Source organism: Pseudomonas sp. KCJK9058 (genome assembly GCF_046230975.1).
In the GTDB taxonomy this organism is placed as follows: domain Bacteria; phylum Pseudomonadota; class Gammaproteobacteria; order Pseudomonadales; family Pseudomonadaceae; genus Aquipseudomonas; species Aquipseudomonas alloputida.
This window is the reverse complement of record NZ_JBJJLR010000001.1, coordinates 26,354-52,529: the sequence shown is the minus strand read 5'-3', so window position 1 is coordinate 52,529 and position 26,176 is coordinate 26,354. Positions and strand designations below refer to the sequence as shown.

Genomic DNA, 26,176 nt, shown 5'->3' with positions numbered 1-26,176 from the left:
CCAGACCCGCGACGGCACCGTAGAACAGGCCACGCGGGCACAAAAATCTTGTTGGGAGTTTCACTCATGGCAGTTGCCTCCGGTGCCTATAAAAAAGCCCTCGAGGGTGGCCAGCAACCCAAGCAGGTGCTGGTCAAGATCGACCGGGTCACGAAAAAGTTCGACGAAACGGTAGCCGTGGACGATGTGTCCCTGGAAATCCGCAAGGGCGAGATCTTCGCCCTGCTGGGCGGCTCCGGTTCCGGCAAGTCCACCTTGCTGCGTATGCTGGCCGGCTTCGAGCGCCCGTCCGAAGGGCGGATCTTCCTCGATGGCGTCGACATCACCGACATGCCGCCGTACGAGCGGCCGATCAACATGATGTTCCAGTCCTACGCGCTGTTCCCGCACATGACCGTGGCGCAGAACATCGCCTTCGGCCTGCAGCAGGACAAGATGCCCAAGGCCGAGATCGATGCCCGCGTAGCCGAGATGCTCAAGCTGGTGCACATGACTCAGTACGCCAAGCGCAAGCCGCACCAGTTGTCGGGCGGCCAGCGTCAGCGTGTGGCGTTGGCCCGCTCGCTGGCCAAGCGCCCCAAACTGCTGCTGCTCGACGAGCCGATGGGTGCACTGGACAAGAAACTGCGTTCGCAGATGCAGCTGGAACTGGTCGAGATCATCGAGCGCGTGGGTGTAACCTGCGTGATGGTGACCCACGATCAGGAAGAGGCCATGACCATGGCCCAGCGCATCGCCATCATGCACCTGGGCTGGATCGCCCAGATCGGCTCGCCAGTGGACATCTACGAGACACCTACCAGCCGACTGGTGTGCGAGTTCATCGGTAACGTCAACCTGTTCGAAGGTGACGTGGTCGACGACGCCGAAGGTTACGCGATCATTGCCAGCCCGGAGCTGGAGCGCAAGATCTACGTGGGCCACGGCATCACCACCTCGGTGGAAGACAAGCACATCACCTACGCCCTGCGCCCGGAAAAGATGCTGGTCACCACCCAGCAGCCAACCTGCGAGCACAACTGGTCGCGCGGCAAGATCCACGACATCGCCTACCTGGGCGGCCACTCGGTGTTCTATGTGGAGCTGCCGAGCGGCAAGATCGTCCAGTCGTTCGTTGCCAACGCCGAGCGCCAAGGTACCCGTCCTACCTGGGGCGATGAAGTGTACGTATGGTGGGAAGACGACAGCGGCGTGGTACTGCGGTCATGAAACTGCGCAAGCTCAAGCGAGCCTTCCAGCGTCTGGTCCCGGAGGGGCGGCACTTGGTGATCGGCGTGCCGTTCATCTGGCTGTTCCTGTTCTTCATGCTGCCGTTCTTCATCGTCCTGAAGATCAGTTTTGCCGAAGCTGATGTGGCAATCCCGCCGTATACCGAGATCTACACCTACGTCGAAGACAAGATCCAGCTGGTCCTCAACCTGGCCAACTACGGGCTGTTGACCGAGGATGAGCTGTACCTCTCGGCCTACCTGGGTTCGTTGAAGATGGCGTTCTTCAGCACCCTGCTGTGCCTGCTGATCGGCTTCCCGATGGCCTACGCCATTGCCAACGCCAAGAAGGAGACCCAGACGGTCCTGCTGTTGCTGATCATGATGCCAACCTGGACCGCGATCCTGATCCGCGTCTATGCCTGGATGGGTATCCTCAGCAACAACGGCCTGCTCAACGGTTTCCTCCTGTGGACCGGGTTGATCGACCAGCCGTTGCAGATCCTCAACACCAACCTGGCGGTCTACATCGGCGTGGTCTATTCGTACCTGCCGTTCATGATCCTGCCGCTGTTCGCCAACCTGGTGAAGCATGATCCGAGCCTGCTCGAAGCTGCCTCCGACCTGGGTTCGAGCACCTTCAACAGCTTCTGGAAGATCACGGTACCGCTGTCGAAAAACGGCATCATCGCCGGCTGCATGCTGGTGTTCATCCCGGTGGTGGGCGAGTTCGTGATCCCGGAACTGCTCGGCGGCCCGGAAACCCTGATGATCGGTAAAGTGCTGTGGCAGGAGTTCTTCAACAACCGTGACTGGCCGGTGGCATCCGCCCTGGCAGTGGTGATGCTGGCGATCCTGATCGTGCCGATCCTGCTGTTCAACCGTAGCCAGGCCAAAGAGATGGAGGGCCGCGCATGAAACGCTTCAGTTTCTCCAAGCTGATGCTGGTGCTCGGCTTGCTGTTCATCTACCTGCCGATGCTGATCCTGGTGATCTACTCGTTCAACGCCTCCAAGCTGGTGACGGTGTGGGGCGGCTGGTCGATCAAATGGTACGTCGGCCTGCTCGACAACACCCAGCTGATGGGTTCGGTGATGCGCTCGCTGGAAATCGCCTGCTACACGGCGGTGGCGGCAGTGGCGCTGGGTACCCTGGCGGCCTTCGTGCTGACCCGCGTCACCCGCTTCAAGGGCCGCACGCTGTTCGGTGGCCTGGTCACTGCGCCGCTGGTAATGCCCGAAGTGATCACCGGTCTGTCGCTGTTGCTGCTGTTCGTGGCCATGGCGCAGATGATCGGCTGGCCGCAGGAGCGGGGTATCGTCACCATCTGGATCGCCCACACAACGTTCTGTGCGGCGTATGTGGCGGTGGTGGTGTCGGCTCGCCTGCGTGAGCTGGACCTGTCGATCGAGGAAGCGGCGATGGACCTGGGTGCCAAGCCGTGGAAGGTGTTCTTCCTGATCACCATCCCGATGATCGCGCCATCGCTGGCGGCGGGCGGCATGATGTCGTTCGCCCTGTCGCTGGACGACCTGGTACTGGCCAGCTTCGTCTCCGGGCCTGGCTCGACCACCTTGCCGATGGAAGTGTTCTCGGCGGTGCGTCTGGGTGTGAAACCGGAGATCAACGCCGTGGCCAGCCTGATCTTGCTGTCGGTATCGCTGGTGACCTTCTTCGTCTGGTACTTCAGCCGCCAGGCCGAAGAGCGTCGTCGCAAGGCGATTCAGCAGGCGATCGAAGAGGGTGCTGCAGCCAACGCTTCGCAGCCGCAGGTCAAGCGCCCGGCGCAGGTGGCTGCGTCGGCCTGACATGGCCCTTTCGCGGGCACGCCCGCTCCCACAGGGACCTCACAGCCTTCAGGGTTGTGGTGAGCCCTGTGGGGCAGGGGTATCACAGCCTTCAGGGTTGTGGTGAGCCCTTTGGGGCAGGGGTATCACAGCCTTCAGGGTTGTGCTGAGCCCTGTGGGGCAGGGGTATCACAGCCTTCAGGGTTGTGATGAGCCCTGTGGGGCAGGGGTATCACAGCCTTCAGGGTTGTGGTGAGCCCTTTGGGGCAGGGGTATCACAGCCTTCAGGGTTGTGGTGAGCCCTTTGGGGCAGGGGTATCACAGCCTTCAGGGTTGTGCTGAGCCCTGGGGCAGGGGCATCACGATCTTCAGGGTTGTGGTGAGCCCTGTGGGGTAGGGGTGTCATAGCTTTCAGGGTTGTGGTGAGCTCTGTGGGAGCGGGCATGCCCGCGAAGGCTCCAGCACCGATTCAAAGCCATACCGCATCCCAATGTGGATAGTCCCTGATACTTCTGACCAATCCAGCCCTCAAGGGATTGGCAACAATGTACCGGGCTACATGAACCACACACTCTTCCCGCCGCAGCGCATGGTTCTGGTAACCCGATTGCCATATCGGCTTGTGCCCGACACCGGCCTTGCGCAAGGCAATCGCTGTGCGTGATTTGAACTTGCGCATCAGCGTTCCCAATGTCACTTCTTTCAGCTCAATTAGCCAATGCAGATGGTCCGGCATCACTACCCAGGCCAACGATTGGCAGTCCTGAATGTCATCTGAGACCCGAAGGTGTTTGACCACCAGACGGGCATGGTGGAAGTCGCGGAACAGTGGTTTGCGTTGATGCGTGATGGTGGTCAGCATGTAGAGCCTGCCAGGCTCGGAGAAGCGCCCGCGGCGCAGTCGGTGGGATTCGGCTAACGGCATTTTGATCTTCCTTGAATGTGAACCTCCCTGTGAAAGGTAGCGGTTGGAGCGGGGATGGCAGAAGACCGATGGTTTCTGGATATGGCAGATACTGATACCTGGCTGTGGAGGCCTCTTCGCGGGCTCGCCCGCTCCCACAGGTACCGCGCAGGTCTCGAATAGTGCGCTCTCTCTGTGGGAGCGGGCGTGCCCGCGAAGAGGCCCCCACAGGCACCAAAAATGCCAGCATGGCCCCCGCCAGTGATGTTTATCGAACCCTGAACTACGCTCACAGTCGCATCCCACAAATCATTTGTGCGCAAGCAAGGAGCCAGCATGGCGTTGATGCGTCCGCTGTCGGTCATCTGTCTGGGGTTGTTGTACATGCTCACCGGCTGTAGCAAGGAAGAGGTCCCCAAGACGCTGCCTCGGGTGGGGGTGCAGCAGGTACAACCCACCGATTTCGCTGCCAGGGTCACCCTGACCGGCGACGTACAGGCAAGGGTGCAGACCGATTTGTCATTCCGCGTCGGCGGCAAGATCATTTCGCGTAGCGTCGACGTAGGCGATCACGTCAAGGCCAACCAGGTGCTGGCCCGGCTTGACCCGAAAGACCTGCAGAACAATGTCGACTCGGCCAAGGCCGAAGTATTCGCCGCGCAGGCGCGCGTTACCCAGACCAGTGCGGCCTTCGTGCGCCAGCAAAAACTGCTGCCCAAGGGCTACACCAGCCAGAGCGAATACGATGCTGCCGAAGCCGCGCTGCGCAGCAATCAGAGCGCACTCAAGGCCGCCCAGGCGCAACTGGCCAATGCCAACGAGCAACTCAGCTACACCGCACTGGTCTCCGAGGCCGCCGGGGTCATCACCGAGCGTCAGGCCGAGGTCGGCCAGGTGGTGCAGGCGACCATGCCGATCTTCAGCCTGGCCGTCGATGGCGACCGCGATGCGGTGTTCAACGTCTACGAGTCGCTGCTGGTGGCACCGCCCAGCGATGCCGGGGTAGTCGTGAGCCTGCTGGACGATCCCAAGGTCCAGGCCCGTGGCTTCGTGCGCGAAATAACCCCCACCGTGTCGGCGCAAAGCGGCACCGTGCAGGTCAAGGTGGGGCTCAAGGACGTGCCGCCCGGGATGCAATTGGGGGCACCGGTTACTGCCACCACCAATGCCCAGGGCCGGCCCAGCATCGAGCTGCCGTGGTCGGCGCTGACCAAGGCCTTGCATGAGCCTGCCGTGTGGGTGGTGGGCGAGGGCGACAAGGTGGAACTGCGCAAAGTCAAAATCCGCCGTTACCTCACCGGCAAGATCGTGGTCGCCAGCGGCCTGAAAGCCGGCGAGACCGTAGTGGTCAATGGCGGCCAGTTGCTGCACCCCGGCATGCAGGTACAGAAGGTCGACGCCAAGGGCCCAGGGGGTGAGCTATGAAGCGTCTGCTGCTGATGCTGTCGGCCGGGGTGCTGCTGGTCGGTTGCAGTAGCGAAGAAGAGGCACCAGAGGCGATCCGGCCAGTGCTGTCGGTCAAGGTCGAACCCCAGGTGCAGTCGCAGCTGGGCCGCTTCGCCGGCAGTATCCAGGCGCGCTTCGAAAGCACCTTGGGCTTCCGGGTTTCCGGGCGCATTGCCCGGCGCTGGCTGGACGTGGGCGCCCAGGTGAAACCGGGCGACACCTTGGCCACCCTGGACCCCACCGACCAGCAGAACCAGCTGCGCGCCGCCGAAGGCGATCTGGCCAAGGTGCAGGCACAGTGGATCAACGCCCAGGCCGATGCCCGTCGCCAGCAGCAGTTGTATGACCGTGGGGTAGGCGCCCAGGCACAGCTGGATATTGCCCAGACCAACCTGAAAACCACCAGCGCGGCGTTGGAGCAGGCGCGCTCCGCCGTCAGCCAGGCCCGCGACCAGCTCGACTACAGCACCCTGCGTACCGACCACGCTGCCGTGATTACCGCGTGGCAGGCCGAAGCCGGGCAAACCGTTACCGCCGGGCAAGCCGTGGTGACCCTGGCCCGGCCGGACGTGAAGGAAGCGGTAATCGACCTGCCGATCGATCTGGCCGAGCAGTTGAGCAAAGGCCTGACCTTCACCGTTGCTTCGCAACTGGACCCGACCATCAACACCACGGCCAGCCTGCGCGAACTGGAGCCCCAGGCCGATGCCACCACCCGGACCCGCCGTGCTCGCCTGACCCTGGCCAGCACACCGGCGGCCTTTCACCTTGGCACCGCCATCAGTGTGACCCTTAGCTCGGAAGTGTCCCCGCGCAGCGAACTGCCCTTGAGTGCCTTGCTCGAGCGCGACGGCAAGACCCAGGTGTGGGTGATCGATACGCAGCACAAGACCGTGGCCACCCGTGACGTGGCGCTGATCGACCGCACCGATGACAGCATCGTACTGAGCGCCGGCGTGCAGCCCGGTGAGCGCGTGGTCACTGCCGGCGTCAACAGTCTCAAGCCTGGCCAGAAGGTCACCTTCGACGAGGATGCGCAATGAAAGGAAGCTTCAACCTGTCCGACTGGGCGCTCAAGCATCAATCGTTCGTCTGGTACCTGATGTTCGTTGGCCTGTTGATGGGGATTTTCTCCTACTTCAACCTGGGCCGTGAGGAAGACCCGTCGTTCACCATCAAAACCATGGTCATCCAGACCCGCTGGCCCGGTGCGACCCAGGACGAAACCCTCTACCAGGTCACCGACCGTATCGAGAAAAAGCTCGAGGAACTCGATTCACTCGACTACACCAAAAGCTACACCCGCCCCGGCGAATCCACGGTCTACGTGTACCTTCGCGACACCACCAAGGCCAAGGACATCCCGGAAATCTGGTACCAGGTGCGCAAGAAGATCCAGGACATTCGTGGCGAATTTCCCGCCGGTATCCAGGGGCCGGGCTTCAACGACGAATTCGGTGATGTATTCGGTTCGATCTATGCCTTTACCGCCGACGGCCTGACCCTGCGCCAACTGCGGGACTACGTGGAACAGGCAAGGGCCGAGGTCCGCGATGTACCCAACATCGGCAAGATCGAGCTGGTCGGCACCCAGGACGAAGTGCTGTACCTGAACTTCTCCACCCGCAAGCTGGCTGCCCTGGGCATTGACCAGCGCCAGGTAATGCAGGCACTTCAAGCGCAGAATGCGGTGACGCCGGCCGGCATGATCGAGGCCGGCCCGGAGCGCATCTCGGTGCGCACGTCCGGGCAGTTTGCCTCGGAGAAAGACCTGCAATCCGTCAACTTGAGGATCAACGACCGCTTCTTCCGCCTGGCTGATATCGCCGACATCGAGCGCGGCTATGTCGACCCGCCCTCGCCAATGTTCCGTTACAACGGCCAGACAGCCCTTGGCCTGGCCATCGGCATGAAGGCCGGCGGCAACATCCAGGTGTTCGGTGCGGCGTTGAAAAAGCGCATGGACCAGGTGGTCCAGGACCTGCCGGTGGGTGTCGGTGTACACACCGTTTCTGACCAGGCCGTGGTGGTCAAGCAGGCGGTCGGCGGTTTCACCAGCGCGCTGTTCGAGGCGGTGGTGATCGTGCTGGCCGTGAGCTTTGTCAGTCTTGGCGTGCGCGCCGGGCTGGTGGTGGCCTGCTCGATCCCGCTGGTGCTGGCCATGGTGTTCGTGTTCATGGAGTACAGCGGCATCACCATGCAGCGGATTTCGCTGGGGGCGCTGATCATTGCGCTTGGCCTGCTGGTGGACGATGCGATGATTACCGTGGAGGTGATGGTCACGCGGCTGGAAATGGGTGAAAGCAAGGAGCAGGCGGCGACGTTCGCCTACACCTCCACAGCCTTCCCCATGCTTACCGGCACCTTGGTGACCGTGGCCGGGTTCGTGCCTATCGGCCTCAACGCCAGCTCTGCGGGTGAATACACCTTCACCCTGTTCGCGGTGATTGCCGTGGCCCTGATCGTGTCGTGGGTGGTGGCTGTGTTCTTCGCGCCGGTGCTTGGCGTGCATATTCTCAAAGGCGACAAGCTCAAGGCTCACGAGGCTGAGCCTGGCCGGGTCGGGCGGGCATTTGAAGGCGGGTTGCTGTGGTGCATGCGCAACCGCTGGTTGACCATCATCGGCACCGTGGTGCTGTTTGCCCTGGCGATCTTCTGCATGCGTTTTGTGCAGAACCAGTTTTTCCCGTCCTCGGACCGCCCGGAAATTCTCGTCGACCTCAACCTGCCGCAGAACGCCTCGATCGAGGAGACGCGCAAGGTGGTCGACCGCTTCGAGGCACGGATCAAGGACGACCCGGACCTGGTGCACTGGAGTACCTACATCGGCCAGGGCGCGATCCGCTTCTACCTGCCCCTCGATCAGCAGTTGCAGAACCCTTACTACGCGCAGCTGGTGATTGTCAGCAAGGGCTTCGAAGAGCGTGAGGCCATGATGGACCGCCTGCAGAAGATCCTGCACGAAGAGTTCGTCGGCGTCGGCACCAACGTGCAATCGCTGGAGATGGGCCCGCCGGTAGGCCGGCCGATCCAGTACCGGGTCAGCGGTGCCGACATCGACCAGGTGCGCAAACACGCCATCGAGCTGGCCACCTTGCTCGACCAGAACGAGCACATCGGCGAGATGATCTACGACTGGAACGAGCCGGGTAAGGTGCTGCGCGTGGAAATTGCCCAGGACAAGGCACGCCAGCTGGGGCTGTCGTCCGAAGATGTTGCCAATGTGATGAACAGCATCGTCAGTGGCGTGCAGATCACCCAGGTCAACGACAACATCTACTTGGTCGATGTGGTCGCGCGCGCCGAAGACAGCGAGCGTGGCTCGCCTGATACCCTGCAGAACCTGCAAATTCTCACCCCTAACGGCACGTCGATCCCGCTGCTGTCGTTCGCCACCGTGCGCTACGAACTGGAACAGCCGCTGGTGTGGCGCCGCGACCGCAAGCCGACCATCACCATCAAGGCCTCAGTCAATGGCGAGATCCAGCCCACTGACCTGGTGGCCCAGCTGAAGCCAAAAATTGACGAGTTCGCCAGCAAGCTGCCGGTCGGTTACGAAGTGGCCACGGGGGGTACGGTTGAAGAAAGCAGCAAGGCCCAGGGGCCGATCGCCAAGGTCATCCCACTGATGCTGTTCCTCATGGCGACCTTCCTGATGATCCAGTTGCACAGCGTGCAGAAGCTGTTCCTGGTGGTCAGCGTGGCGCCGCTGGGGCTGATTGGCGTGGTGTTGGCGCTGGTGCCTACGGGTACGCCGATGGGCTTTGTGGCGATCCTCGGCATCCTTGCGCTGGCGGGCATCATCATTCGTAACTCGGTGATCCTGGTGACCCAGATCGACGAGTTCGAAGCCCAGGGCCTGTCGCCGTGGGATGCGGTGGTGGAGGCCACCAACCATCGGCGCCGGCCGATCCTGCTGACCGCGGCGGCGGCGAGCCTGGGCATGATCCCGATTGCACGCGAGGTGTTCTGGGGCCCCATGGCCTACGCCATGATTGGCGGGATCATCGTGGCGACCTTGCTGACGCTGCTGTTCCTGCCGGCGCTGTACGTGGCCTGGTACAAGATCCGCGAGCCGCAGAAACACGCCTGAAGGCCCATATGGCCCCTTGTAGGAGCGGGTTTACCCGCGAATGCGATGGGGCATCGACCACCGTATTCGCGGGTAAACCCGCTCCTACCAGGGGCGCGTGCTTTTAAATGGTTATATAAAAATTCTTAAACAGTATTTTTAAGAATAATCCCGCCTCACTACTATTGCCCTCAAGCCAGGCGCAAATCCCCTTCAAACCTCTGCCCGGCGCCCTCACTCCAAGGAGAACGAGCATGAGTGCATCTCTGCGTAGCATCGACGGTCAGGACGAAGCCACCATCTTGCGTGAAATCCAGAGCGCCTTGCGCGACCTGCGTTTCGGTGCGGTGGAGATCACCGTGCACAACGCTCAGGTCGTACAGATCGAGCGCAAGGAGAAGTTCCGCCTGCAACAGCCCGGCAACAAGCCCGGCTGATCGGCGCCACAACATTCAAAACTAGAAAAATGCCAATCGGGAGCTTCACCATGTCCATCCGCCGTTATGCGCTCGCCGCCCTGGCCAGTGCTGTTTTTGCCGGTTCCGCCATCGCCAAGGACTACGAACTGCTCAACGTGTCCTACGACCCGACCCGTGAGCTGTACCAGCAGTACAACGCTGAGTTCATCAAACACTGGCAACAGGCCCATCCGGGTGACAAGGTGAAAATCCAGCAATCCCATGGAGGGTCGGGCAAGCAGGCCCGTGCGGTGATCGACGGCCTGCGCGCTGACGTGGTGACCCTGGCCCTGGCCGGTGACATCGACGAAGTGGCCAAGCTTGGCAAGACACTGCCCGAGAACTGGCAGACCCGCCTGCCTGACGCCAGCACCCCGTACACCTCGACCATCGTGTTCCTGGTGCGCAAGGGCAACCCGAAAGGCATCAAGGACTGGGGCGACCTGATCAAGAAGGACGTGTCGGTCATCACCCCGAACCCGAAAACCTCCGGCGGTGCGCGCTGGAACTTCCTCGCAGCATGGGCGTACGGCCTGAAGGCCGGCGGTAGCGAAGAGAAGGCCAAGGCCTATGTGCAGGAGCTGTTCAAGCATGTACCGGTGCTGGATACCGGCGCCCGTGGTTCGACCATCACCTTCGTCAACAATGGCCAGGGCGACGTGTTGCTGGCCTGGGAAAACGAGGCCTTCCTGGCCCTGAAGGAAGACGGGGGTGCCGACAAGTTCGACATCGTCGTGCCGTCGCTGTCGATCCTGGCCGAGCCGCCAGTGGCCGTGGTCGACAAGAACGCCGAGAAGAAGGGCAATACCGAGATTGCCACCGAATACCTCAAGCACCTGTACAGCCCGGCCGGGCAGAAGATTGCCGCCGAGAACTTCTACCGCCCGCGTGACGAGAAGGTCGCTGCGGAGTTCGGCAAGCAGTTCCCGAAACTGGACCTGGTGACCATCGACAAGGACTTTGGTGGGTGGAAGACTGCACAACCGAAATTCTTCAATGATGGCGGTGTGTTCGACCAGATCTATCAGGCACAGTAAGGGCCAAAGGAACGCGGGGCCGCGTTGCGGCCCATTCGCGGCACAAGGCCGCTCCCACAAGGAACCATAGTCCCCTGTGGGAGCGGCCTTGTGTCGCGAATGGGCTGCCAAGCAGCCCCAGGATACAAAAGCTTGCACCGGCCCGGGATTGTTTCCGGGCTTAGTGCGTTCAACCAGGGATATTTATGTCGCGTCGCATCTCCCCCGTCATACCCGGCTTCGGGCTGACGCTGGGCTACACCTTGGTGTACCTCAGCCTGATCGTGCTGATACCGCTGGCGGCCATGTTCGTCCATGCCTCGCAGCTGACCTTCGAGCAGTTCTGGACCATCATCAGTGCGCCGCGGGTGATCGCTGCGCTCAAGCTGAGCTTCGGCACCGCCCTGTTCGCCGCCATCATCAACGGTGTGATCGGTACCCTGCTGGCTTGGGTGCTGGTGCGTTACACCTTCCCTGGGCGCAAGATCATCGATGCGATGATCGACCTGCCGTTCGCCTTGCCGACCGCGGTTGCCGGTATCGCCCTGACTGCCCTGTACGCGCCGCAGGGCTGGGTCGGCCAGTTCGCCACCGACCTGGGCTTCAAGATCGCCTACACCCCGCTGGGCATCACCCTGGCACTGACCTTCGTGACCCTGCCGTTCGTGGTGCGCACGGTGCAGCCGGTACTGGCCGACATCCCGCGTGAAGTGGAAGAGGCCGCAGCCTGCCTGGGGGCCAAGCCATTGCAGGTGTTCCGCCACATCCTGGCGCCGGCCCTGCTACCGGCATGGCTCACCGGCTTTGCCCTGGCCTTCGCCCGTGGCGTGGGCGAGTATGGTTCGGTGATCTTCATTGCTGGCAACATGCCGATGAAGACCGAAATCCTGCCGCTGCTGATCATGGTCAAGCTCGACCAGTACGACTACACCGGCGCGACCGCCATCGGCGTGTTGATGCTGGTGGTTTCCTTCATCCTGCTGCTGCTGATCAACCTGCTGCAGCGCCGCATCGAAACCCCTTGAAGGAGGCCGGCATGTCCAGTTCATCCCTGAGTGCAAGTGCCGCAGCCAACGCCGCCCGCCGTGGCAGCGCCACGTCACGGCGTATCCTGATCGGCCTTGGCTGGCTGGTGTTCGCCCTGTTCCTGCTGCTGCCGCTGGTGATCGTGGTATCGCAGGCACTGAAGAACGGTTTTGGCACCTTCTTCGAGGCGATCTTCGAACCCGATGCGTTGTCGGCGCTGAAACTGACCCTGCTCGCCGTGGTTATCTCGGTGCCGCTGAACCTGGTATTTGGCGTAAGCGCTGCCTGGTGCGTGAGCAAGTACACCTTCCGTGGCAAGAGCATCCTGGTCACCCTGATCGACCTGCCGTTCTCGGTGTCACCCGTGATCGCCGGCCTGGTCTACGTGCTGATGTTCGGCGCGCAAGGCCTGTTCGGTCCGTGGCTGCAGGACCACGATATCCAGATCGTGTTCGCCCTGCCGGGCATTGTCCTTGCGACCATTTTCGTTACCGTACCGTTCGTGGCCCGTGAGCTGATCCCGCTGATGCAGGAGCAAGGCACGCAGGAGGAGGAGGCTGCACGGCTGCTCGGTGCCAACGGCTTGCAGATGTTCTGGCACGTGACCCTGCCGAACATCAAATGGGGGCTGATCTACGGCGTGGTGCTGTGTACCGCGCGGGCCATGGGCGAGTTCGGTGCGGTGTCGGTGGTGTCGGGCCACATCCGTGGCGTGACCAACACCTTGCCGCTGCATGTGGAGATTCTCTACAACGAGTACAACCACGTCGCAGCCTTCAGCGTGGCCAGCCTGTTGCTGATCCTGGCGCTCTTCATCCTGCTGCTCAAGCAGTGGAGCGAGAACCGTATTAACCGCCTGCGCCATAGCGCCGCGGAGGAATGATTCATGTCGATCGAAGTTCGTAACGTCAGCAAGCGCTTCAACAGCTTCCAGGCCCTGAACGCAATCAACCTGGACATCAACAGCGGCGAGCTGGTGGCTCTGCTCGGCCCGTCCGGCTGTGGCAAGACCACCCTGCTGCGCATCATTGCCGGCCTGGAAACCCCGGACCAGGGCAACATCGTGTTCCATGGCGAGGACGTTTCCGGCCATGACGTGCGTGACCGTAACGTCGGGTTCGTGTTCCAGCACTACGCGCTGTTCCGCCACATGAGCGTGTTCGACAACGTTGCTTTCGGCCTGCGCATGAAGCCCAAGGGCGAGCGCCCAAGCGAGAGCAAGATTGCCGAGAAGGTGCATGAGCTGCTGAACATGGTGCAACTGGACTGGCTGTCCGACCGCTACCCCGAGCAGCTTTCCGGTGGCCAGCGTCAGCGTATCGCCCTGGCCCGTGCCCTGGCGGTGGAGCCGAAGGTGCTGCTGCTGGACGAGCCATTCGGTGCGCTGGATGCCAAGGTGCGAAAAGAGCTGCGGCGCTGGCTGGCGCGGCTGCACGAGGATATCAACCTGACGTCGGTGTTCGTTACCCACGACCAGGAAGAAGCCATGGAAGTAGCCGACCGCATCGTGGTCATGAACAAGGGCGTGATCGAGCAGATCGGCTCGCCGGGTGAGGTGTACGATCAGCCGGCCAACGATTTCGTCTACCACTTCCTCGGTGACTCCAACCGCCTGGCCTTGAGCGAAGGGCATCACGTGCTGTTTCGCCCGCACGAGGTGTCGCTGTCGCGGCATGAGACCGAAGGGCACCATGCGGCAGAGGTGCGTGACATTCGGCCGTTGGGCGCGACCACGCGGGTGACCTTGAAGGTGGAAGGGCAGAGCGAGCTGATCGAGGCCGAGGTGGTGAAAGACCATGACAGCCTGACCGGGCTGGCGCGGGGAGAGACGTTGTTCTTCCGGCCGAAGGTATGGCAGAAGGTGGCGGATATCTGAGTCGCACAAGGAAAAGAGAGCCCGGGCATGGTCCCGGGTTTTTCTTGCCTGAACGTTTGACAGGGCAGCTTTACAGCCTTTTACAAGCGAGTGGCGGTAGCGCACTTGTTATGCACTATGGGTATTAATAAATATCTTCTTATTCCTTTACGAATATTTCGCCCTCCCTATACTTGTCTCCAAGCACGCAAACTTACTGGAGGCGTCCCCATGCGCAATGAGTCGATTCGCTACCTGATTGTGCCGGGTTGGCAAGGATCGCCAGACAACCATTGGCAGAGTCACTGGCAGCGCACCCTGCCCAACAGTGCTCGGGTTGAACAGCAAGACTGGCTCACCCCGCAGCGGCAGGACTGGGTGCACGCGCTGGAGCAGGCGATTGCCGCCGAGCGCTCGCCGGTGATCCTGATTGCCCACAGCCTTGGTTGCATCACTGTCGCCCATTGGGCAGCGCAGGCAAGCCCAGCCTTGCTGCGGCAGGTGCGTGGTGCACTGCTGGTGGCGCCGGCAGATGTCGAACGGCCCACTTGTGCACCCGTGCTGCGCAACTTTGCGCCGATTCCTACCGAGGTGCTGCCGTTCCCTAGCCAGGTCGTCAGCTCGGACAACGACCCGGCCGTGAACGTGCCACGGGCGCTGTACCTGGCCCAGGCATGGGGCGCCGAAGCGGGTTTGCTGAGCAATGCCGGGCACATCAACGTCAAGTCCGGTCATGAGCGCTGGGAACAAGGCTTCGCCTACCTGTATCGCTTGCAGAGCCGGATCGAGCAGCGCGCACTGCGCCGCGCCTGATCGCCCTTACTGTTCACCCTTTGCCTGACGCCTGGCCATTACGGGCCTGGGGCGGGAGTTCGTCATGACGTTTCAAAACCCGTTCGGCCAGCCGCTGCTGACCTTCCCCGAGCTGGACAAGAGCCCGCTGAGCATTCGTGCCAAGGCGCTGGTGTTCATCGACCCGCGCTCGCAGCAGCTGCGCGAGGACCTTGAGCGCCTGGCGCCACAACCTTTGCCGGTGCTGATCCGAGGCGAGACCGGCACCGGCAAGGAGCTGCTGGCTCGGCAGATCCACCGTACCAGCGACCGTGGAGGGTTGTTCGTTTCGGTCAACTGCGCGGCCATCAGCCCCACCTACGCCGATGCCGAGCTGTTTGGCTATAGCGCGGGCACCCATGGCGGTACGGCCAGCAGCCGCGCCGGCTGGTTCGGTTCGGCCAGCGGCGGCACCTTGTACCTGGACGAGATTGCCGACTTGCCGTTGGCCATCCAGGGTAAGCTGCTGGCGGCCCTGGAAAACCGCGAGGTCACTCGGGTGGGCGCGCAGCAGCCACAGCCGGTGGATGTGCGTCTGGTAGCCGCCACCAGCATCGACCTGGCCCGTGTAGTACGTGCAGGGCGCTTCAACGAGCGCCTGTACCAGTATCTGCGCGAGGGCGCGCTGGAACTGCCGCCGCTGCGCGAGCGGCCGGGCGATATCCTGCCGCTGGCCGAGTACTTCGTGGGCATCTACAGCGTGCGCCTGCAACGGCCTGTGCCCTTGGTGAGCGAGGCGGCGCAGCGGGTTCTGGAGGCGCATTTCTGGCCGGGCAATACCCGCGAACTGGAGAACGTCATCCACTTTGCCTTGCTGGTCAATGACGGCGAAGAGATCCTGCCGGAGGATCTCGAACTGCCTGACCCCGCGCGTTAGACATCGCTCATGGGAAAGAGGCTGATGGTATTGTGTTTTTGGAATAAGCAGCTAAGTAAAAGATATTGTTGCGGAATAAAAAATTTGGGTATCGTCCGCCTCAAGCCCACTGGTGAACCGGTTGGGCACCCGATTTGCCATCGTCGATGGCCCAGATTCAGAACAAGGACCACCATGAAGAAGACCCTGCTGACCACTGCCCTGGCTGCTGCCCTGTCGTTCTCCGGCCTGGCCGCCGCTGCCGAGAAACTGGTGGTTGCCGCTACCCCGGTACCGCACGCCGAAATTCTCGAACTGATCAAGCCGACCCTGGCAAAAGAAGGCGTGGACCTTCAGATCAAGGTCTTCACCGATTACGTACAGCCGAACGTGCAGGTGGACCAGAAGCGCCTGGACGCCAACTACTTCCAGACCCTGCCGTACTTGAAGAGCTTCAACGAAGGCAAGGGCACCCACCTGGAAACCGTGATCGGTGTGCACGTCGAGCCGTTCGGTGGTTACTCGAAGAAGATCAAGAACCTGTCCGAGCTGAAGGAGGGCGCCACCGTTGCCATCCCTAACGAAGGCAGCAACAGCGGCCGCGCCCTGATCCTGCTGCAGAAGGCTGGCCTGATCACCCTGAAAGACCCGAAAAACGCCCTGGCCACGCCAAAGGACATTGCCGAGAACCCGAAGAAGCTGAAGTTCCGCGAGCTTGAATCGGCCATGCTGCCGCGTGTGCTGGACCAGGTCGACCTGGACATGATTAACACCAACTACGCCCTGGAAGCCGGCCTGAACCCGGCCAAGGACGCGCTGGTGATCGAAGGTGCCGACTCGCCGTACGTGAACTTCCTGGTTGCCCGCCCGGACAACAAGGACAGCGAAGCCATCCAGAAACTGGCCAAGGCCCTGACCAGCCCTGAAGTGAAGGAATTCATTGCCAAGAAGTACCAGGGTGCGGTGCTGCCGGCGTTCTGATGCGCTTGCTTCACCTTGCATGACCCAACGCCGACACCTTTGTGTCGGCGTTTTCATTGCTGGGATTTCTGAAAGCTGGTGCGATCCCTGTGGGAGCGGGTTTACCCGCGAAGAATCCAACGCGGAGCATGGCACCGGCTGCGCCGGTGTTCGCGGCTAAATCCCCACAGTGCTCGCGCAAACTTTTGGGTTTTGAGCAAGGCAGCCCCTTACGGCCCTGGCACCAATCGCAAGGTACTCTGCGCCGGTATTACCCCCATCTGTGCCTTCTGATACTGCCCCTGCACATACCCCTCAGCCTGGTCCGCGTAATGCCGGTCAAACGGCACGCCACTCTGCCCGACCGGGTTGATGGTCAGCGCCTGCCCGGCATCGGCAAAGTCGATCAGCCGCCGCGTCGACGGCCCGTACGTCACCGGCCATGGCGCCGGGCCGATCTTCGCCGAAAGGTTGTTCGGTACTTCATGAGTACCCGGTGCGGCAAACGGTCCAACGTTGAACAGCAGGTTCAGCGGCTTTTTCACCCCCAGCGGATGGTTGTGGGTCAGGGTATGGGCCTTGCCCCATTGCCAGCTGGCCGGATCACTGCCCAGGGTGTCGCGCAGGTGCTTCAAGCTGCTTTGCCACGCTGTGCGCACGACGGTGGTACGGTCCGTTCGCTGGCTGCCACCACGGGTGTTCCACCAGGGTGAATCGGCTTGCGCTGCCAGGCGTGGCAGGGCGGCGTCGATGGCGCGGGTGCTGATCAGCACCGGGAACCAGGTATCGCCCAGCTCGTCATGCAGGGCCGCGAATGCCAGTTCATAAAGGAATTGGTTGAACAGCGTGGCGCTGGTCGAGTCGAGCGGGTAGTCCCCAGCCCAAGCCGCCAGTTGCTCGACCAGCTCTTGCTCTTCATCACCTTCTGCCACCGCCCGCAGGGTTGCCAGAAGCGGGGCAAGCGTGCGCGGGCCATAGTCACTGGCGGTGTCCAACTGCAGTGCCTGGCTGTTTTGGGTGTCCCATTTCACCTCTGGGTTGGTCAGGTGGCGATCAAGCTGGCGGCCACGGTCGGGCAGGTTGTAGTAACCCGGTATCGGCACCGCCGCCGGTGGCTGGTAGTTGGCCGAGACGATATAGCCGAGGGCCGGGTTTTCCTGTTGTGGGTTGACGCTGAAGGGGTAGAAACCGAGCTTGTCGGCCTGGGCGCTGGTGCCGTCGAGGATGAACGCCGGGTCGACCCCGTCGGGGCGGATTGGCAGCTTTGCCGCCGCCCACCAGCCGATGTCGCCACGGGCATTGGCCCAGACAAAGTTGAGCCCGGGCGCGTGAACCTTGGCGGCAGCCTCGCGCATCTTGCTCAGTGTGTCGGCGCGGTTGAGCTGGTAGAAGCCGTCGAGGATCGGGTTTTCGGTTTCCAGGAATGCCCACCACATGGCGATTGGCGTGGGGCCAGTGGTGCTGCCCAGTACGTCGTTGACGATCGGGCCATGGGGCGAGCGGCGCAGGCTGATGGTGAGCGGCTGCTCGCCTTTGACGGCAATCGTCTGCTCGGTCTTTTCCAGTGTGCGCCACTGGCCATCGACCATCACCTGATCGGCGTTGGCGGGGTTGGTCTTTTCGGCGATCAGGTCGACGTCATCGTTCTGGAACATGGTCAGGCTCCAGCCAAAATCACGGTTGTGGCCGAGCAGAGCGAACGGGTTGAGTGCCTGGAAATAGCCGTAGAGATTGAAACCGGGCGCTGACAGTTCGGCCTCGTACCACACCGCAGGTACGGCGAAGCTGATGTGCGGGTCGCCAGCCAGCAACGGCTTGCCACTGCGGGTGCGGCTACCCGCGACCGCCCAGGCGTTGCTGCCTTCGAACTGCGGGATGCCGGCGTCGCCCAGTGCCTCATTGCTTAAGCGCGCAAGTGCTTCCAGGCTTTGCCAGTCGGCAGCGGCCAGTGGCGTGCCCAGTGCGCCCTCGGGTTGCCAGCCAAGGTCGAATATTTTCAGGTAGTCAGGCCCCAGCTGGTCGCGGATGTAGGTCAGCGCTGGCTCGGTGCGGAACGCGGCGGCAAAACTGTAGGCCAGGTAGCCGGCGATGCTCAGCGTGTCCTCGGCGGTGAACGGGCGCGGGGTGATGCCGAGCAGGTCGAATTCCGTGGGCTTGGGGTGGCTGGCCTGCCAACTGTTGACCCCCTCGAGGTAGGCTTGCAGGGCCTGCCATGCCGGCGCCTGCGGATCCTGCCGCTTGGCCATCAGCGCGGCCTGCTCGCGTATGCGCAGGCTGCGGAACAGGGTGTCGGTGGGCAGCAGCTTGTCGCCGAGCACCTCAGCCAGTTCGCCACGGGCCAGGCGGCGCAAAATCTCCATCTGGAACAGCCGGTCCTGGGCATGCACGTAGCCCAGTGCACGGTAAAGGTCCGGCTCGCTCTGTGCCTGCAGGTGTGGCACGCCGCGGGTGTCGTAGCGCACGCTGACCGGCGCTTGCAGGCCGGTAATGGCGACCTCGCCCTCGCGCTGCGGCAGCTTCCCCTGCACGTACCAGTAACCGGCGGCGCCAGCGGAAACGGTGACTACCACCGCCAGCAGGGTCATGCTGCGCTTCATTCAGACTCCTTGTGCATTCAAACGAAAAATGTGGTCCGATCATCGGCGGATTCGCGAACAGAGCATAGCCCCAGGAAGGAGTTTCCATGTCCCTCAGCGAAAAACACAAAATGCTCACCGGCCAGCTCTACCATGCTGGCTGCCCTGAACTGCAGGCCGAGCAGATCGCCAACAAGCACTGGATGCACCGCTACAACAACAGTGTCGAACTGCTCAACGACGCACGCCACGGGCTGCTTGTGGAGCACTTTGGCCAGGTTGGCGAAGGCGCGGTGATTCGCCCGCCGTTCTATTGCGACTACGGCTACAACATCAGCGTTGGCCGTAATACGTTCATGAACTTCAACTGCGTGATCCTCGACGTGGTACCGGTGCGTATCGGCGAGGACTGCCAGATCGGCCCCAACGTGCAGATCTATACCGCCGACCATCCCCTTGATCCTGAAGTGCGGCGCAGCGGGCTGGAGAGTGGGCGGCCGGTGACCATCGGCGACAACGTGTGGATTGGCGGTGCGGCGATCATCCTGCCGGGGGTGACCATCGGTGATAACGCCATCGTCGGCGCCGGCAGTGTGGTGACCCGGGATGTGCCCGCGGGCGCGACGGTGGTGGGTAACCCGGCGAGGGTCCGTCAGCCCGACCAAGGGCAGTAGCAGCCTACCGCCAGGGTATTGGAGGCGTTGACCTGGCGGCCGTCGAGCAAAGCCTTGAGGATTGGCTCGATGAAGCTGTTGCTGGCGTTGCACACGGCACCTTCGCTGTAGGGGCCAAAATAAGCCAGGCGGCCTTGCCGGTCCCAGATGGCCACGGCCGGGGACGCAGGCAGGTGCTCGCTGCCGGGCAGGTGGGTGATGGGTTGCAAGCTACCGATATTGGCCGGTAGCTGGCCGTGGCTGCCGGGCTTTTGCAGCACATGGAAGGTAACGTCGTAGCCAGCGAACTGGCTGATAAGGTCGCCCAGGTGCTGTTGGTTGCCAACGTTGCATGGGCAGGCCGGGTCCCAGAAATGCACGACGCGGATCGGGCCAGCACCGGCCAGCTCGGCAGGTAGCTGTAATTGGCTGCCGTCGAACAGCGTGGCCTGGTTGTCGAACGGGCGCAGGTAGAGAGCCTGAAAGGCGCTGTAGGCCTGCCAGAGAATTACGGCGCCGACCAACAAGGCGATGACCGTGCACAGCGGTTTGATGATTCGGCTATTCATGAAGAGTCGGTGGCCCTTGTGGGAGCAACTGTCTTGCTCAATTTCTAAAAGCTGGCGCGATCCCTGTGGGAGCGGCCTTGCGTCGCGAAAGGGCCGCGCAGCGGCCCCAGGATCTCGGCATCATGCATAGATCGCTGGGGCCGCTTTGCGGCCCGTTCGCGACACAAGGTCGCTCCCACAACTTGATCGATGCTGGTTGTTGGAGGTGAGCAAGCTTGCCATGGCGCCGGCCAGAGCTGAAGATTCCAGATCAATACTTGCATCAATGTGGATGTACCCGATGCCCCCTGCCTTTCACCCCGACCGCCTGCGCACCAGCCTGGCGCCGTTCACCACTCGCCAGCCACTGTCGGCACAAGCGCAGGACTACCAGCGCTTCTATGGCCTGAACCTGCCGGCACACAGCTGGCTGGGCAGCTTTCAGGCAGCGGGGTTCGACCTGGTCGGGCAGGCATGGCTGCCCGAGCAGCCAAGCGCGACGCTGTTCCTGCTGCACGGCTATTACGACCACATGGGCCTCTACCGACATGTGATCGAGTGGGCACTCAAGCAGGGTTTCGCCGTGATCAGCTGTGACCTGCCCGGCCACGGCCTGTCCAGCGGTGAGCGGGCCAGCATCAATGATTTTGCGGTGTACCAGCAGGTGCTGGAGGCCTTGTTCGAACAGGCGCACACGCTGCAACTGCCGCACCCGTGGCACCTTTGTGGGCAGAGCACGGGGGGGGCGATTGCCGTGGACCATCTGCTGTACCACGGCGCACGCAGCCCCGTCGATGGCCAGGTCATCCTGCTGGCCCCGCTGGTGCGGCCATGTTCCTGGCGCTGGTCGAAGTTCAGTTATTGCGTGCTGCGCCACTTCGTCAATGGCATCGAACGGCGCTTCAGTGAGAACACCAACGACCCGGCCTTCCTGCCGTTCCTGGAGGCCGACCCGCTGCAACCGCGTCGCCTGCCAACGGCCTGGGTGGGCGCACTGATCGCCTGGGTCAAACGCATCGAGGCCGCGCCGCGCAGTGCGCGTCGGCCATTGATCGTGCAGGGGGAGGCGGATGGCACGGTGGACTGGCCCTACAACCTCGAAGTGCTCAAGGCCAAGTTTGCCGAGCCGCAGATCCTGATGCTGCCCGAGGCCCGTCACCACCTGGCCAACGAGTTGCCGGGTATCCGCCAGCGCTACTTCGACTTCATCGACCAGCGCCTGGGCTGATCACTTCAGGTCGTTGGTGCTTTGGCCAACCGCCAGGCCGGCGCGTACAGCGGCCAGGGCCGCCTGGTAGTAAGCCTTGCCCTCGGGCGACTCGGCAAAGGTGGCGAACGCTTCCAGCTCGGCATCGGACAGGTCGCGGTAGACGTACAGCAGGGTGTTGTTCAGGTCTTCGCCAATCTGCCCCATCAACCGCTGGCGCTGGCCATCCAGCAGGCTCTGGGCCTGGCCGCCGCCGAACAGGCCGGGGATCATCGAGCTGAGGCTGTCGGCGGCTACACCGGCGATGGCAAGGCTGACTTCGGCGCCGGCTTCACGCGCAGGCAGGGCTTGGGCCAGGTGGCCGATGACCAGCAGGCGATCGTCGCTGGCCTGGATCTTGGGCAGGCCTTTGGCGTTCTTGGCCAGTTCGTCCTTGCGGGTGGCCTTGAGCTCGGCCGCCACCACTTTGCGCCCTAGCGGTGACTGGAAGAAGGCCAGGGCCGGTGCCGGGTTGGCCAGGGTGGCGCGCAGCTTTGCCTGGGCGCGACGGTCCACCGCCTGGGCCTGGAAGCGCTGGTTGCTGTTGTTGACCAGCGCCTGGTAGACGGCGGGTGGCAAACTGTTGCGGTAGCGCTCCTGGGCAGCGGTCAGGGCATCGTTGAAGTGGGCGCGCTGGTCGGGCCAGCCGGCGGCCTTGTACAGTTGATCCAGGTTGTCTGCCCAGACAGGCATGGTGCAGATCATCAGCAGAATCAGGGAAAACAGACGGCGCATTCAGGACTCCTGTCGGCAGGTGGCTATTGTCCTTGGCCCGGCGCCGGTTTGTCGAGATACCCGCGTGTTTCTCGGCCAAGTGGCGCTGTGCGGCGACAGGGCGAATGGATATGATGCGCGCCATGCACATATCCCCTGAACACCCGATGCTTGCGGCCGTCGTCGACGATCTGGCCACCCATGGCTGGTCCCAGCAGGCGCACTTTCTGCCTGCCGACTTGGTGCGCGCGCTGGCAGCCGAGTGCCGGCGGCGTGATGCCGAAGGCGAACTGAACCCCGCAGGGGTTGGGCGGGGTGCTACCCAGGAGGTGCGCGAAGCCATTCGCGGTGACCAGATCCAGTGGATCGACCCGGGGCAGGCCGAGGCCTGCGACCAGTACCTGGCGGCGATGGATCAGCTGCGCCTGGCAATCAACCAAGGCCTTTTCCTGGGCCTGGAAGACTTTGAGTGCCACTTTGCCCTGTACCCACCGGGGGCGTTCTATCGCCGGCACCTGGACCGCTTCCGCGACGATGACCGTCGCATGGTCTCGGCGGTGCTTTACCTCAATGAAGGTTGGCAATCGCATGACGGTGGCCAGTTGCGTATGTTCCTGGCCGACGGTGTCGAGCACGATGTCGAGCCAGTGGCCGGTTGCCTGGTGGTATTCCTGTCGGGCGAAGTGCCTCACGAAGTCCTGCCGGCTGGGCGTGAGCGGTTGTCGTTGACCGGCTGGTTCAGGCGGCGTGGCAATGACCCGTTCTGAGAGGCCCAAGGTGCTGGTGAGCGCCTGCCTGTTGGGGCAGCCAGTACGCTATGACGGCCGGGCAAGCGGTCATCCTGATTTGTTGCAGCAGTGGCAGGCCGAAGGGCGCGTGGTGCCGTTGTGCCCGGAGGTAGCCGGCGGCTTGCCGACGCCGCGGCCACCAGCGGAGATCCCGGGAGGGCAGGGCAGCGCAGTGCTCGATGGCGACACGCAGGTGCTGACGGTGACGGGTGAAGATGTCAGTGCCGCGTTTCTGGCGGGTGCGCGGTTGGCGCTGGAGCTGGTACGGCGGCATGGCATTCGTGTAGCGGTGCTGAAGTCTGGCAGCCCTTCGTGTGGCAACCGGTTGACCTATGATGGCACCTTCAGGGGTGTGAAAGTGGCGGGGGAAGGGGTAACCACGGCGCTGCTGCGGCGGGCGGGCGTGCAGGTGTTCAGCGAGCTGGAGCTGGACCAGGCGCAGCGGGCTTTGGCTGATAGATCTGCTTGAACCTGTGCCGGCCCTTTCGCGGGTGAACCCGGTCCTACCACGGTGGTGGACACCCATCGGGGGTTGGACACAGGCCGTCGTGTAGGAGCGGGTTCACCCGCGAAGAGGCCGGCCATGCTGGCCAATCTCCACCCGCCGTTCACCATTGCCGCCGCGAACGTATTCGCGGCTACAGGTTGCAAAGAAGACCTCACTGCCCGGCTGCAGTCTCCTGCACACCCTTGAACCACTTCTGCTCAAGCTCGGCAGTCCGGCCACTCTCTTTCAAACGCTGCAACGCATTGTTTACGGCACTTTCAAACGCCGGGTTGTCCTTCTGGAACGGGATTACCAGCTTCTTCTCACCAATCGGCAGGCTTACATCGAGCGGGCCGTCGTCTGTGAGCGATTCACTCGACGGAGCGAATGCGATGTCGTACTTGCCACTCTCGACACCCGCCAGTACTTCGGCAGAGGGGGCTTCGACGAACTCGGCGCGCAAGTCCAGTTCCTTGGCCAGGGCCTGGCCAAATTCGATGTCGAAACCTGTCAGGTGGTCGTCTTGTTTGAAGGCGTATGGCGAGTTCTCGGCCTGTACGGCAATGCGCAGTTCGCCCCGGTCGGCGATTTCGTCGATCAGCTCTGCCTGAGCCAATGGACTGATCAGTACTGCCAGCAGTACCCCTATGGTCGAACGCATGTATGCCCCTTTTCATTTAGCAGTTTGAAATCGATCGTCACGGCTTTCTTCCTCGCCGTGATCGAGCGCAGCCTATGACCTTCAAGCCTCGGCATTGTTTAACCCTGACTGAAATATTTCTGCCAGGCAATGTGAACACCTTGGCGGATATTTCAACTAAGGTGAACTACCGCCGCCTTTGGATTACAGGCTGCGGTCAATAAGTGAATCACAGGAGAAGTGAATGAACAGCCTATTTTCGCGTGCTGCCGTTGCCGGTCTGCTGATGGGAGCGTCGGTGTTCGCCAGTGCCACTGACGCCCTGAAGAGCCAGGAGCCGCCCAAGGAGGCGAAGGTCTTCATCGTTTCCCCCGCCGATGGTGCAACGGTCGACAAGACCTTCACCGTCAAGTTCGGTATCGAGGGTATGGGCCTCAAGCCTGCGGGTGACCAAACCCCGCACACCGGGCACCACCATCTGCTGGTGGATGTCGACAAAGAGCCGGTGGCTGACATGCCGCTGCCAACCAGCCTGATGCCAGAGGCCGGCGTCGCACTGCCGAAGGGGCCGCAAGTGCTGCACTTCGGCAAGGCACAGACCGAAACCAGCATTACCCTGACCCCGGGCAAGCACACCCTGCAACTGATTCTGGGTGACCAGTATCATGTGCCGTTCAAGCCTAGCGTCGAGTCGAAGAAGATCACGGTTGAAGTGAAATAAAAAAGGGAGGCCACCAGGGCCTCCCTTTTTCATACCGCCAGCGACCTTAGAACAGGACGCGCGAACGGATGGTGCCTTTGACCTGTTGCAGTTTTTCCTGCGCCAGGTCCGAGTACTCGGCGTCAACGTCGATTACCACGTAACCGACTTTCTCGTTGGTCTGCAGGAACTGACCGGAGATGTTGATACCGTTCTCGGCGAAGACCTTGTTGATCTCGCTGAGCACGCCCGGGATGTTTTCGTGGATGTGCAGCAGACGGTGCTTGCCTGGGTGAGCCGGCAGGGCCACTTCTGGGAAGTTGACCGAGGACACCGAAGTACCGTTGTCGCTGTACTTGACCAGTTTCTCGGCCACTTCCAGGCCGATGTTGGCCTGGGCTTCGGCGGTGGAACCACCGATGTGCGGGGTCAGGATCACGTTGTCGAGGCCGCGCAGCGGGCTCTCGAACTCTTCGTCGTTGGAGCGTGGCTCGACCGGGAACACGTCGATGGCGGCGCCGATCAGGTGCTTGTCCTTGATGGCAGCGGCCAGGTGGTCCAGTTCGACCACGGTGCCACGGGCGGCGTTGATCAGGATCGCGCCCTTCTTCATCGAGCGGATTTCCTTCTCGCCGATCATCCACTGGGTGGAGGGCAGCTCAGGCACGTGCAGCGAGACGATGTCAGCCAGGCCCAGCAGCTCGTTCAGGCTGGTGACCTGCACGGCGTTGCCCAGTGGCAGCTTGGTCAGCGGGTCGAAGAAGTACACCTGCATGCCCATGTTCTCAGCCAGTACCGAAAGCTGGGTACCAATCGAGCCGTAGCCGACGATGCCCAGTTTCTTGCCGCGGATTTCGAACGAGTTGGCCGCGCTCTTGATCCAGCCACCACGGTGGCAGGAGGCGTTCTTCTCAGGGATGCCGCGCAGCAGCAGGATGGCTTCGGCCAGCACCAACTCGGCCACCGAACGGGTGTTGGAGTACGGTGCGTTGAACACGGCGATACCGCGCGCGCGGGCAGCTTCCAGGTCAACCTGGTTGGTACCGATGCAGAAGCAGCCAACAGCGACCAGTTTCTTGGCGCAGTCGAAGATCTCTTCAGTGAGCTGGGTACGCGAACGGATGCCGATGAAGTGGGCATCAGCGATCTTTTCCTTCAGCTCGGCTTCCGGCAACGAACCAGTGAGGTATTCGATGTTGGTGTAGCCGGCGGCCTTGAGGGTATCGACCGCGTTCTGGTGCACACCTTCAAGAAGAAGGAACCGGATCTTGCTCTTGTCGAGAGAAGTCTTGCTCATCTGCGTAAACCTGTATCCCGGAGATAAATTGGCGAGGGGTGATGCCAGGCGCGAGGGCAGCCTTAGCATGAACAGCGGGAGGGCTATGCTAGCATACGCGACACAATC

The 26,176-nt window shown here is 62.3% G+C and carries 25 protein-coding genes; 19 read left to right on the top strand and 6 right to left on the bottom strand.

Annotated features, from left to right (window positions below):
- The first annotated feature begins 66 nt into the window (after positions 1 to 66).
- From potA to ACK59Z_RS00230, 3 genes are read left to right on the top strand one after another with little or no spacing between them, the layout of a single operon-like run.
- Complete coding sequence (gene potA / locus ACK59Z_RS00240; protein ID WP_003253733.1) at positions 67 to 1,209, top strand: polyamine ABC transporter ATP-binding protein; 1,143 nt, start codon at positions 67 to 69, stop codon at positions 1,207 to 1,209.
- Positions 1,206 to 2,126 carry an ABC transporter permease subunit gene (locus ACK59Z_RS00235; protein ID WP_003253736.1) on the top strand — a complete coding sequence of 307 codons (921 nt, stop codon included), beginning with the start codon at positions 1,206 to 1,208 and terminating at the stop codon, positions 2,124 to 2,126. Before potA ends, ACK59Z_RS00235 begins: the two co-directional genes overlap by 4 nt.
- Positions 2,123 to 3,016, top strand: a complete 894-nt coding sequence (locus tag ACK59Z_RS00230) for an ABC transporter permease subunit (RefSeq protein WP_016712586.1) — start codon at positions 2,123 to 2,125, stop codon at positions 3,014 to 3,016. The genes ACK59Z_RS00235 and ACK59Z_RS00230 overlap by 4 nt, the downstream gene beginning before the upstream one ends.
- A gap of 448 nt (positions 3,017 to 3,464) precedes the next feature.
- Here the strand turns inward: ACK59Z_RS00230 and ACK59Z_RS00225 are convergent, their stop codons facing one another.
- A complete protein-coding gene (locus tag ACK59Z_RS00225; protein WP_108191120.1) occupies positions 3,465 to 3,920 on the bottom strand; it encodes an REP-associated tyrosine transposase in 456 nt (151 codons plus the stop codon).
- A gap of 315 nt (positions 3,921 to 4,235) precedes the next feature.
- On the opposite strand from ACK59Z_RS00225, the gene ACK59Z_RS00220 reads away from it, so the two are divergent.
- The 11 genes from ACK59Z_RS00220 (at position 4,236) to ACK59Z_RS00170 (ending at position 16,440) form a co-directional block, all read left to right on the top strand.
- On the top strand, positions 4,236 to 5,324 hold the full coding sequence (locus ACK59Z_RS00220) for an efflux RND transporter periplasmic adaptor subunit (RefSeq protein ID WP_012054040.1): 1,089 nt from the start codon (positions 4,236 to 4,238) through the stop codon (positions 5,322 to 5,324).
- Positions 5,321 to 6,388, top strand: coding sequence for an efflux RND transporter periplasmic adaptor subunit (locus ACK59Z_RS00215; RefSeq protein ID WP_003248943.1), 1,068 nt, complete (start codon positions 5,321 to 5,323; stop codon positions 6,386 to 6,388). The genes ACK59Z_RS00220 and ACK59Z_RS00215 overlap by 4 nt, the downstream gene beginning before the upstream one ends.
- The gene (locus ACK59Z_RS00210) at positions 6,385 to 9,438 is read left to right on the top strand and encodes an efflux RND transporter permease subunit (RefSeq protein WP_003248945.1); all 3,054 of its coding nucleotides are present in this window, start codon (positions 6,385 to 6,387) and stop codon (positions 9,436 to 9,438) included. The genes ACK59Z_RS00215 and ACK59Z_RS00210 overlap by 4 nt, the downstream gene beginning before the upstream one ends.
- A 233-nt stretch (positions 9,439 to 9,671) precedes the next feature.
- A complete protein-coding gene (oscA, locus tag ACK59Z_RS00205; RefSeq protein WP_003248957.1) occupies positions 9,672 to 9,854 on the top strand; it encodes a sulfur starvation response protein OscA in 183 nt (60 codons plus the stop codon).
- Between the two features lie 50 nt (positions 9,855 to 9,904).
- Entirely contained in the window at positions 9,905 to 10,912 is a 1,008-nt protein-coding gene (locus ACK59Z_RS00200) for a sulfate ABC transporter substrate-binding protein (protein ID WP_003248959.1), read from the top strand.
- 185 nt (positions 10,913 to 11,097) lie between these two features.
- Complete coding sequence (cysT, locus tag ACK59Z_RS00195) at positions 11,098 to 11,916, top strand: sulfate ABC transporter permease subunit CysT (RefSeq protein ID WP_108191121.1); 819 nt, start codon at positions 11,098 to 11,100, stop codon at positions 11,914 to 11,916.
- 11 nt (positions 11,917 to 11,927) lie between these two features.
- Positions 11,928 to 12,800 (top strand): sulfate ABC transporter permease subunit CysW, encoded by an 873-nt coding sequence (gene cysW / locus ACK59Z_RS00190; RefSeq protein ID WP_012054036.1) that lies wholly within the window; start codon positions 11,928 to 11,930, stop codon positions 12,798 to 12,800.
- A 3-nt stretch (positions 12,801 to 12,803) separates the two neighbouring features.
- A complete protein-coding gene (locus tag ACK59Z_RS00185) occupies positions 12,804 to 13,793 on the top strand; it encodes a sulfate/molybdate ABC transporter ATP-binding protein (RefSeq protein ID WP_003248965.1) in 990 nt (329 codons plus the stop codon).
- Positions 13,794 to 14,003: 210 nt separating this feature from the next.
- Positions 14,004 to 14,585, top strand: coding sequence for an alpha/beta hydrolase (locus tag ACK59Z_RS00180; RefSeq protein WP_010955697.1), 582 nt, complete (start codon positions 14,004 to 14,006; stop codon positions 14,583 to 14,585).
- Positions 14,586 to 14,649: 64 nt separating this feature from the next.
- Complete coding sequence (locus ACK59Z_RS00175; protein ID WP_004575844.1) at positions 14,650 to 15,480, top strand: sigma 54-interacting transcriptional regulator; 831 nt, start codon at positions 14,650 to 14,652, stop codon at positions 15,478 to 15,480.
- A 174-nt stretch (positions 15,481 to 15,654) separates the two neighbouring features.
- Positions 15,655 to 16,440, top strand: a complete 786-nt coding sequence (locus ACK59Z_RS00170) for a MetQ/NlpA family ABC transporter substrate-binding protein (RefSeq protein ID WP_016502129.1) — start codon at positions 15,655 to 15,657, stop codon at positions 16,438 to 16,440.
- Between the two features lie 209 nt (positions 16,441 to 16,649).
- Here ACK59Z_RS00170 and ACK59Z_RS00165 read toward each other — a convergent pair whose 3' ends face one another.
- Positions 16,650 to 19,016: a penicillin acylase family protein gene (locus tag ACK59Z_RS00165; RefSeq protein ID WP_108191122.1), complete on the bottom strand. Its 2,367-nt coding sequence runs from the start codon at positions 19,014 to 19,016 to the stop codon at positions 16,650 to 16,652.
- A gap of 86 nt (positions 19,017 to 19,102) precedes the next feature.
- Here ACK59Z_RS00165 and ACK59Z_RS00160 point away from each other — a divergent pair, with 86 nt between their 5' ends.
- Positions 19,103 to 19,669, top strand: coding sequence for a sugar O-acetyltransferase (locus ACK59Z_RS00160; protein ID WP_004575846.1), 567 nt, complete (start codon positions 19,103 to 19,105; stop codon positions 19,667 to 19,669).
- On the opposite strand, the gene ACK59Z_RS00155 is transcribed toward ACK59Z_RS00160, so the two are convergent.
- Positions 19,648 to 20,217: a DUF6436 domain-containing protein gene (locus tag ACK59Z_RS00155; RefSeq protein WP_108191123.1), complete on the bottom strand. Its 570-nt coding sequence runs from the start codon at positions 20,215 to 20,217 to the stop codon at positions 19,648 to 19,650. The genes ACK59Z_RS00160 and ACK59Z_RS00155 overlap by 22 nt on opposite strands.
- Before the next feature lie 280 nt (positions 20,218 to 20,497).
- On the opposite strand from ACK59Z_RS00155, the gene ACK59Z_RS00150 reads away from it, so the two are divergent.
- Positions 20,498 to 21,424: an alpha/beta hydrolase gene (locus tag ACK59Z_RS00150; protein WP_003248982.1), complete on the top strand. Its 927-nt coding sequence runs from the start codon at positions 20,498 to 20,500 to the stop codon at positions 21,422 to 21,424.
- On the opposite strand, the gene ACK59Z_RS00145 is transcribed toward ACK59Z_RS00150, so the two are convergent.
- Positions 21,425 to 22,177, bottom strand: coding sequence for a DUF2059 domain-containing protein (locus ACK59Z_RS00145; protein WP_047603666.1), 753 nt, complete (start codon positions 22,175 to 22,177; stop codon positions 21,425 to 21,427).
- Between the two features lie 113 nt (positions 22,178 to 22,290).
- Between ACK59Z_RS00145 and ACK59Z_RS00140 the strand changes: the two genes are divergently transcribed.
- Positions 22,291 to 22,923 (top strand): 2OG-Fe(II) oxygenase, encoded by a 633-nt coding sequence (locus ACK59Z_RS00140; RefSeq protein WP_014861370.1) that lies wholly within the window; start codon positions 22,291 to 22,293, stop codon positions 22,921 to 22,923.
- Positions 22,910 to 23,413 (top strand): DUF523 domain-containing protein, encoded by a 504-nt coding sequence (locus ACK59Z_RS00135; protein WP_267825386.1) that lies wholly within the window; start codon positions 22,910 to 22,912, stop codon positions 23,411 to 23,413. The genes ACK59Z_RS00140 and ACK59Z_RS00135 overlap by 14 nt, the downstream gene beginning before the upstream one ends.
- A gap of 190 nt (positions 23,414 to 23,603) precedes the next feature.
- Here the strand turns inward: ACK59Z_RS00135 and ACK59Z_RS00130 are convergent, their stop codons facing one another.
- Complete coding sequence (locus ACK59Z_RS00130) at positions 23,604 to 24,092, bottom strand: ABC transporter substrate-binding protein (RefSeq protein ID WP_003248991.1); 489 nt, start codon at positions 24,090 to 24,092, stop codon at positions 23,604 to 23,606.
- 223 nt (positions 24,093 to 24,315) lie between these two features.
- Between ACK59Z_RS00130 and ACK59Z_RS00125 the strand changes: the two genes are divergently transcribed.
- On the top strand, positions 24,316 to 24,792 hold the full coding sequence (locus tag ACK59Z_RS00125) for a DUF4399 domain-containing protein (protein WP_014861373.1): 477 nt from the start codon (positions 24,316 to 24,318) through the stop codon (positions 24,790 to 24,792).
- A gap of 46 nt (positions 24,793 to 24,838) precedes the next feature.
- On the opposite strand, the gene serA is transcribed toward ACK59Z_RS00125, so the two are convergent.
- A complete protein-coding gene (gene serA / locus ACK59Z_RS00120; RefSeq protein WP_003248995.1) occupies positions 24,839 to 26,068 on the bottom strand; it encodes a phosphoglycerate dehydrogenase in 1,230 nt (409 codons plus the stop codon).
- Positions 26,069 to 26,176: the final 108 nt, after the last annotated feature.

Bases quoted from the DNA above. Each gene is read 5' to 3' on its own strand.
- potA (WP_003253733.1), top strand. From the start codon at position 67: ATGGCAGTTGCCTCCGGTGCCTATAAAAAAGCCCTCGAGGGTGGCCAG.
- ACK59Z_RS00235 (WP_003253736.1), top strand. From the start codon at position 1,206: ATGAAACTGCGCAAGCTCAAGCGAGCCTTCCAGCGTCTGGTCCCGGAG.
- ACK59Z_RS00230 (WP_016712586.1), top strand. From the start codon at position 2,123: ATGAAACGCTTCAGTTTCTCCAAGCTGATGCTGGTGCTCGGCTTGCTG.
- ACK59Z_RS00225 (WP_108191120.1), bottom strand. From the start codon at position 3,920: ATGCCGTTAGCCGAATCCCACCGACTGCGCCGCGGGCGCTTCTCCGAG.
- ACK59Z_RS00220 (WP_012054040.1), top strand. From the start codon at position 4,236: ATGGCGTTGATGCGTCCGCTGTCGGTCATCTGTCTGGGGTTGTTGTAC.
- ACK59Z_RS00215 (WP_003248943.1), top strand. From the start codon at position 5,321: ATGAAGCGTCTGCTGCTGATGCTGTCGGCCGGGGTGCTGCTGGTCGGT.
- ACK59Z_RS00210 (WP_003248945.1), top strand. From the start codon at position 6,385: ATGAAAGGAAGCTTCAACCTGTCCGACTGGGCGCTCAAGCATCAATCG.
- oscA (WP_003248957.1), top strand. From the start codon at position 9,672: ATGAGTGCATCTCTGCGTAGCATCGACGGTCAGGACGAAGCCACCATC.
- ACK59Z_RS00200 (WP_003248959.1), top strand. From the start codon at position 9,905: ATGTCCATCCGCCGTTATGCGCTCGCCGCCCTGGCCAGTGCTGTTTTT.
- cysT (WP_108191121.1), top strand. From the start codon at position 11,098: ATGTCGCGTCGCATCTCCCCCGTCATACCCGGCTTCGGGCTGACGCTG.
- cysW (WP_012054036.1), top strand. From the start codon at position 11,928: ATGTCCAGTTCATCCCTGAGTGCAAGTGCCGCAGCCAACGCCGCCCGC.
- ACK59Z_RS00185 (WP_003248965.1), top strand. From the start codon at position 12,804: ATGTCGATCGAAGTTCGTAACGTCAGCAAGCGCTTCAACAGCTTCCAG.
- ACK59Z_RS00180 (WP_010955697.1), top strand. From the start codon at position 14,004: ATGCGCAATGAGTCGATTCGCTACCTGATTGTGCCGGGTTGGCAAGGA.
- ACK59Z_RS00175 (WP_004575844.1), top strand. From the start codon at position 14,650: ATGACGTTTCAAAACCCGTTCGGCCAGCCGCTGCTGACCTTCCCCGAG.
- ACK59Z_RS00170 (WP_016502129.1), top strand. From the start codon at position 15,655: ATGAAGAAGACCCTGCTGACCACTGCCCTGGCTGCTGCCCTGTCGTTC.
- ACK59Z_RS00165 (WP_108191122.1), bottom strand. From the start codon at position 19,016: ATGAAGCGCAGCATGACCCTGCTGGCGGTGGTAGTCACCGTTTCCGCT.
- ACK59Z_RS00160 (WP_004575846.1), top strand. From the start codon at position 19,103: ATGTCCCTCAGCGAAAAACACAAAATGCTCACCGGCCAGCTCTACCAT.
- ACK59Z_RS00155 (WP_108191123.1), bottom strand. From the start codon at position 20,217: ATGAATAGCCGAATCATCAAACCGCTGTGCACGGTCATCGCCTTGTTG.
- ACK59Z_RS00150 (WP_003248982.1), top strand. From the start codon at position 20,498: ATGCCCCCTGCCTTTCACCCCGACCGCCTGCGCACCAGCCTGGCGCCG.
- ACK59Z_RS00145 (WP_047603666.1), bottom strand. From the start codon at position 22,177: ATGCGCCGTCTGTTTTCCCTGATTCTGCTGATGATCTGCACCATGCCT.
- ACK59Z_RS00140 (WP_014861370.1), top strand. From the start codon at position 22,291: ATGCGCGCCATGCACATATCCCCTGAACACCCGATGCTTGCGGCCGTC.
- ACK59Z_RS00135 (WP_267825386.1), top strand. From the start codon at position 22,910: ATGACCCGTTCTGAGAGGCCCAAGGTGCTGGTGAGCGCCTGCCTGTTG.
- ACK59Z_RS00130 (WP_003248991.1), bottom strand. From the start codon at position 24,092: ATGCGTTCGACCATAGGGGTACTGCTGGCAGTACTGATCAGTCCATTG.
- ACK59Z_RS00125 (WP_014861373.1), top strand. From the start codon at position 24,316: ATGAACAGCCTATTTTCGCGTGCTGCCGTTGCCGGTCTGCTGATGGGA.
- serA (WP_003248995.1), bottom strand. From the start codon at position 26,068: ATGAGCAAGACTTCTCTCGACAAGAGCAAGATCCGGTTCCTTCTTCTT.